The 6,579-nt window shown below is 57.7% G+C and carries 3 protein-coding genes and 2 pseudogenes; 2 read left to right on the top strand and 3 right to left on the bottom strand.

Going from position 1 to position 6,579, the window contains the following annotated elements:
- Positions 1–7 precede the first annotated feature (7 nt).
- Positions 8–949 (bottom strand): catalase family peroxidase, encoded by a 942-nt coding sequence (locus tag SO139_RS25375; protein ID WP_449381918.1) that lies wholly within the window; start codon positions 947–949, stop codon positions 8–10.
- Positions 950–1,347: 398 nt separating this feature from the next.
- Between SO139_RS25375 and SO139_RS25380 the strand changes: the two are divergent.
- Positions 1,348–1,893, top strand: a pseudogene (locus SO139_RS25380) (transposase); the annotation flags it as partial.
- 293 nt (positions 1,894–2,186) lie between these two features.
- Here the strand turns inward: SO139_RS25380 and SO139_RS25385 are convergent.
- Together SO139_RS25385 and SO139_RS25390 are read right to left on the bottom strand one after the other, a co-directional pair.
- The gene (locus SO139_RS25385; protein ID WP_449381919.1) at positions 2,187–3,881 is read right to left on the bottom strand and encodes a DUF8728 domain-containing protein; all 1,695 of its coding nucleotides are present in this window, start codon (positions 3,879–3,881) and stop codon (positions 2,187–2,189) included.
- A gap of 123 nt (positions 3,882–4,004) precedes the next feature.
- Positions 4,005–5,393, bottom strand: coding sequence for a UbiA family prenyltransferase (locus SO139_RS25390; protein ID WP_449381920.1), 1,389 nt, complete (start codon positions 5,391–5,393; stop codon positions 4,005–4,007).
- A 171-nt stretch (positions 5,394–5,564) separates the two neighbouring features.
- On the opposite strand from SO139_RS25390, the pseudogene SO139_RS25395 reads away from it, so the two are divergent.
- Positions 5,565–6,014, top strand: a pseudogene (locus SO139_RS25395) (helix-turn-helix domain-containing protein); the annotation flags it as partial.
- Between the last annotated feature and the right edge of the window lie 565 nt (positions 6,015–6,579).

A 6,579-nucleotide genomic window follows, 5' to 3' on the forward strand; every position in this document is an offset into this window, starting at 1 on the left:
CACCTGATCAACGACGCCTCGCAAACGAGATGGCATAGGCGGCGCTGCGCCCCGCGAAGATCTCGTCAGGCGGATGACTGATGCCTTCGGCGAGATTTGCCGGATCGAAAAAGAAGGCGTCGCACGCATCGTTTGGCTCGATAGCTGTGATGACGATCGTTCCGAGCCGCACTGCTTCTCGTCGTTCTTCGTCCGGCCAACGGATGGTCACGTCCATAGTGGGATCCCGGGGACGATCGAGCAGCGCCATCACGCTGAAGCGGGCATCGCCTGCGGCGATCCGATGTTGGAGATCTTCGTGCAGGAAATCCGCAGACTTCGTCCTGGCCTCGTCCTCCGCCAGCGCGAAGTCTCCGCCGACCGGCGTGACCTTGAACTTGATGAACCGCGTCTCCCCCATCGAATTCGTCGTGGGAAAGGCGTGCACGCCCCAATAGGTTGTTCCAGCAAAGCTCGCCGGCACCGGACGCGTGGCGATGTAATTGGCCTGGTGCAGCGTTTCGGGATTGGCGGCGGCAAATGCGCTGATTCTCTCCATATCCGGCCTGCCGTCCGCTCCCGGAATGCTCGCGTTGAGGAGCGCCAGCATCTGGTCGAGCGTCCTCGCATAGTGCACCGGAGCGCTCTGCGTGAGAATGTCGGACCGATGATCAACGTTCCCGAGCCTGAAGCTGAAGCCGCGCAGCGCGCGCTCGTCGGTATTCACCACTCCGGGATTGCCGCCGCCGACCGAGAAGCGGGCCAGTACGCGCGATGGTCTTGTGAAGCTCTGGGATTTAGTAATCTCCTCTGCCTGATCCGAGGGGATATAAGCGCCATGGACGCATTGGCCCTTGGCAAAGCTCGCACGTACCTCCGGTGGATCACCGGCTACCGCTTTCAGGGCGTTGACGATCGACGCGGCCGTGGCGCTGCCGTTCGGGACATGGCGGGATCTTGAGTTTGACACCGCAACGGTCTAGCGAACCCGGTGTTACGTCGCTCCAGAGCGATTGCTGCACTTGTAGAGCAATTGCTGCGTTTTGCAGACGCCACAATCACTCGGCGTCGTTACCGATGGCCCAGGGGCGCGCAAGGAGGCGCTAGCCTCCCTGCTGGTCGCTAGAATCGGTGTCGCGGGCCCATGGTTTGGATTTGTCCGAGCGAGGCGTTGTTTCGCGATGCAGCGGACCATTGACTTGGACCCATGTATTCCGCTCGCCGCATTGGCGAGTGGCTAGCCCGTCGTGCTCGTCGATCGAGAGGCCGTCATTCCGAAGGAGAAAAGCCATTGCGGTTTCAACGCAGGTTTATCGACCCATTTGTCGGAACGGCCGTGGATTTTACGTGCAGATCATTCGTCTCGGCGACTGCGGCTATGGCTCGGCCGAGATCTCGGATGGTTGGTCTATACGAGCACGGCATCGAGCCACACGTCACAGTGTTCGACAAGTCGGTCCGCACAGATGGGATATTCTCGCGCGAGGACTTCACCTATGACCACGCAGGTGGCGTGTATCGCTGTCCTGGCGGCAAGGTACTCACCACGACCGGAGCGCTGGTGAACGATGGCGCCACGATGCTTTACATGGCCAGCAAGCGCGATTGCGATCGGTGCGCACTGAAGTCCCGGTGTTGCCCAAGCAGCCCTCACGGAGGGTGCCGGGCTCAATCTAAGAGGGCGCTCGCGACATGGTCCGCCAGATCGCAAGGTCGTGGGAAGGAGGCACCTCGCGTCGGCTCCGCAAAAAGATCGAGATGCTGTTCGCGCACCTCAAGCGCATTCTCAAGCTCGACCGTCTAAGTTGACGAGGTCCAAAAGGTGCTCGTGATGAGTTCACCCTCGCAGCCACCGCCCGGAACCTTCGTAAGATGGCCAAGCTGATCCCGACGCAATCACTCAAACCCGCATAACGGCCGGTGGGCCCCATCGGCGCTGGCGCCAATACATCAGGACTACTGCCGCCTTTTTCATCGGAATCGGCCCAGAGGCGAAGTGTCCGCACGCCTCGTCGAGGCCCGGATAGCGAGGTGTATCGGACCCGATCTACTCACATCGAGTTCTTCGCAATACCCTGAGCGGAATTTTTCAATTGGGGCCCGCGCGCGAGACGTTTGATGGTCTTCGCGGCGCAATGCGGGATAACGGAGAGCGCCAGATGCTCGTTCCTTTCGATTCCTAATCCGACCTCCCGCGACGATGACCTTTATCCCGTCCGAGGATAGTCGCGCTTTAGCTGCACCCCCTTAGGCAAGGTGCTCTCGAACTTGTCGAGAGCCTGGACGATCTCAGCGACATCGTCTGCCTTACGCGCAAAGAAAACGAAGCCGCTGTCGGAATTCTCGGTACTGCTCCCGTTGCGTGACAAGGTCGCGATCTTAATCCAATGCTGAGGAACCATCCCAGGTGTCATGATCGCAAGTCCAATTCCGTGACGTTCCATGAGAACATCCATCCAGTCAAGTGAGTGCTCCGTCATGCGCGCTATACGTGCGGACTCGGAGCCCAGGCCGGACAGATCCAGCACATATTGGGAATTGCCGTAGTTGACGTAGCCAAGTTGGTTAACGGCGACAGGCTTGCGGTAGAAATCCGTGACGAATCTGTGGAGTTGGGCGCCGCCAAGATATTCGCTGCGCGCCAAGTGAATCGCGAAGGCAAACTGCGTGGCATATCCGGCAAAGATCATCGTGAGAGCTGCGCAGAAGATCGCCACGCCTCGCCAGGACGCATTCGTGCACCACTTAGAGAGCGCCTCGCCGAAGATAATGGCGAGGCCGCACACATTGAGAACAAGCACGTAAATTTCGTAACGGTGTGGAACCCAGCCTAGCTTGCCGCCCGTTATTTGCGCTAGCGAAACGAAGGTAATGAAGGCAAGCGTCGCCAGCTTGACCTGGTCCGATTTCGTGATCGGGCGACATTGAAGTTCCCGCATTACCCCTCCCAGCCAAACTACGCCAAGAGCAATTCCCGCAAGGATCTGCGCAGCTCCAAAACTGTTCAGATTGGAGTAGACGTTCTTGGCCAGAGCAACGCCGACTGCCACCAAACCGCTGTGATCGGCGACCGCTGCACTAGACCAATCCGAACGGGCCAAAATCGAACTTGGTAACAGGGGCAGACCGAGCAAATGCAAAAATGCGGAATAACCCGCAACCAACAGCACACCAATTGCCAGGATTGCCAACGCATAGCCATAGCGACGGAACGCGATGAAAATCAGTGTGTCTGCGACCAGCATCCCCGCCGCCTCAAAGCGTATGATCGGTTGAACAATGATACAGACAAACCACCACCAATCGCAGCGGCCATATCTCACGAATCGCACCAGACCGAGCAGATAGGCGACAGACATTGCGACATGCAGCGAATGTTCAAGACCGGTCAGCGCCAAGCCTGGCAGGTTGAGTGCGACGGCAATAACGGCCGCCAATACAAACAAGTACTGGGTCGAAAGGCGCGCCAGCGGTATCTGGCACTCCTTGGCGAGGCGTACGGCAAGAACACCTGTAGCCACCGTCGATGCAACGTTGACGAGAAGCGGAAGGAGTGCGCCCAGGCCCAGAAAGCGCAACGCAGACAGCAGAAAGGGAAAAATGATCGTCGAACTGGGCGCCGAATGTTCTCCGGCGAAGAGTCCGTAATTTCCAAGTGCAATCTGGTCGGCAAGGGCAAGGTGCGTGTAGGGGGCCTCAAGGCTGTATGCGAAATGCCCGCCGGTGACAATGAAAACGAGAGCGATCTGGACACCCAGCACCGTGGAGATACCCAATGTCACGGCGAACCAAGTTCCTCGGGCTACGAAATCATCCTTTGTTGCAAGATCGCCGAGACGTCGTTCGCGTCTCTCCTTTCGCGGAAGGGCACGCGGAGGTTTGGCAACGACAAAATTGTCCATGAGGTCGCTTCCGAATTCTCGACACGTCACGTAAAGCGGCATGCGATCTATCACTTACCGCGAATCAAATCCTGTAAGCAGCCAACTCCGCCCAACGACCGTCCAATCGAGTCAGTGAGCTCCTCAGATCGCGCTAATCAGAATTCCACAAATCATCACGAATGCGAGCAGACTGTTTTTGTCCCTGAGGGCGAACAATATCGGGTCATCATCCAACTCCCGTCGGTGCGCCAGCATAAGGAGTCGGCCGAACCAATAGATGAGAATCGGACAAATTAACCAGAGATAGTGGGCATGCCGATAAAGATGGTGGACTGTATCCGACGAAATGTAGAGAGCAAACACCGTGACCGCGTTGAACGACGCCGCTGCCATCAGCGCAGCGACAGCGCCCAAATCCGACTTACGGTAGTTCCTATTCGACATCTCCGGCAAATCGGCCTCGATCCTAGCCGTCAATTCCACGTAACGTTTCACCAACGCGAGCGCCACAAAGACAAACATCGAGAATCCGAGCAGCCATTCCGATAGGGGAACAACGATTGCGACAGCGCCGCCTACTACTCGAATTGTGTAGAGTCCAGCCAGCACGATCACGTCGACAAGCATTTTGCGCTTGAGCACGAGCGAATAGGCCGTCGTAACCAGCAGATACAAGGCGATTACCGCCGCAAAATGCATTGAGACCGAGATGGCGAGGCTGATAGCCGTCATAGTCAGCAGCGCAGCAACAATCAGCGCGCGCGACGCTGATAGCGTGCCTGCGGCAAGAGGTCTGTGCTTCTTGTGGACATGCGCTCGATCAGCGTCGATATCGACAAGATCATTGATGATATACGCGCCGGAGGCGATAAGCGAGAACGAGACGAAGGCCAGTATCGCGTAAAGGAGGGAATTCGGGTCGATCCGTTGAGCAGTCACCATCGGAACGAATATCAGAAAATTTTTCGTCCATTGATGCACTCTCATCAACTTCAGCCAATTGCGCATCTGCCCCGGCGAAACGGGCCAGAGTACCTGCTCTGATTCGGTTGGTATGAAGCATTCGAAGCTATTGCGCCCCAAGGCATCATCGATTTGCTGCCGAAGGACTGACGCGGACATTCGCTCGTCACTATTCGAGGCGAACACGCCGGCAAACAGGCCGAGATGGTTGGCCACGGCGCGCACGTAACGCTCGTTCGAGGATGAGACCAGATAGACTGTCCTGTTCTTGGCAACCGCTCGTCGAACGCGATCGAGAGCAACTTCGTTGTAGGGCAGAAGGGAGGCGTCTATGGATGCTGCATTGGCGATGTAGGAGTCGACGGAGGCTCTCCCACGCAGAAGACGCAACGCGAACTGTCCGATACTTGCCGGATCTCGCGTAAGAAGCACAAACGCCGACTGAAGGGAAAAGTCGACGTTGAGGAGAATATCTTCGAGATCGACGATTAGGGCCTTGCCCTCTGGATGACTTGCCCTGACTGGGCCGATCGCGTCGGCGGATGACTGCGATGAGCTAATATACATGAGGCTCCCCATAGCTTCGCTGCAAACTCGCACCCGCCCGCGCACGATGGAATCGCTGCCCGGCAAGAGAAAGCTACTGAGGTGGGCTGAGGCCGCGCCTTAACAAATGCAAATCGAGTAAGGAAAAGTCGGCAAAATTCGAGTCGGTTCCTCGGTGCAAAAGTGGACATTGCGTTTCACCTTGTCGGCGACATCTTTGGTCTGGAAAACGGCGACGTACACCGCTTCACGGCGAAAGCGATCGTCGAGACGATTAAGCGCCAAAGCCTCGAAACGGTTGCCGACAGCGATGCGGCCGTGACGCATAACTTGCTCCGCATGACCACCAACGCCCTCCAGCACGCTGAGGATCACATGCTTCTTCCGGGCCGCAAAGATGCAGTCGAAAGAGTTGCGGCGTACCTCCTCGAAATGGACAACCGAGTTACTGGCGCTGCCAACATAACACTCCCGATGCCACGGCGGGACATCGCTGACTACCTCGGCCTGACCCTCGAAACTGTATCTCGCGCATTGTCACGATCGCGTCGAGCGGGAGTCCTCGAGTTCGTTGGCAACACGCAACGCGAGGTCAGGCTTCTCGACCGCAAGCGCCTCCTTGCGTTCGACTGGCAGAGTTAGCGCGCCGGTCAGGCGAGCGCCTTATTCCCCACAAGGATTGAAACTTCCTGCTTGCTCGTGGTCGCGAGACAGAGTTCATATGCGCGCGTGCCAGAAGATAAGTTTTTGCGTGCTCGTTACCAATCGGGAACAACTGGAATTCGGACCGCCTCGGTGCAAAAGTGCACGTTTGCGCTCTGGTGTTCGCGCTAGGCTCAGCTTGCAGGACGCTGCCGCGCGTTCTGTCCGAAGGGCCGCTAGCCTGCCCGGCGCGAAGCCGGGGCTAGCGGCTCCGTAGGCGGGCGGCAAATGGGCCACGCCTGCTCAGTTTCATTCAACGTCTCCGCTCGGGCGATCTCGGGATTGCCGAATTCCGGCACAACTTGCCGTTAGGCTGGCCTTATCATGTGCTACTGTCTCTCCTACGGGCAATGATCTGGCGTTTGCGATAGTCGTGGTTACAGTGGGCAGCATGACGCCGCTGCTAACGGCCATGGCCGTATTCATGCGGTAACTTGCCGGGGCATGATGGGACGATGCTTTAGCGATGCGCAGTCGCGTGATCATCGCAGCCGATTATCGGGAT

Source organism: Bradyrhizobium sp. UFLA05-89 (genome assembly GCF_059803475.1).

Coding starts and splice junctions, on each gene's coding strand:
- SO139_RS25385 (WP_449381919.1), bottom strand. CDS start 3,881: ATGGACAATTTTGTCGTTGCCAAACCTCCGCGTGCCCTTCCGCGAAAG.
- SO139_RS25390 (WP_449381920.1), bottom strand. CDS start 5,393: ATGTATATTAGCTCATCGCAGTCATCCGCCGACGCGATCGGCCCAGTC.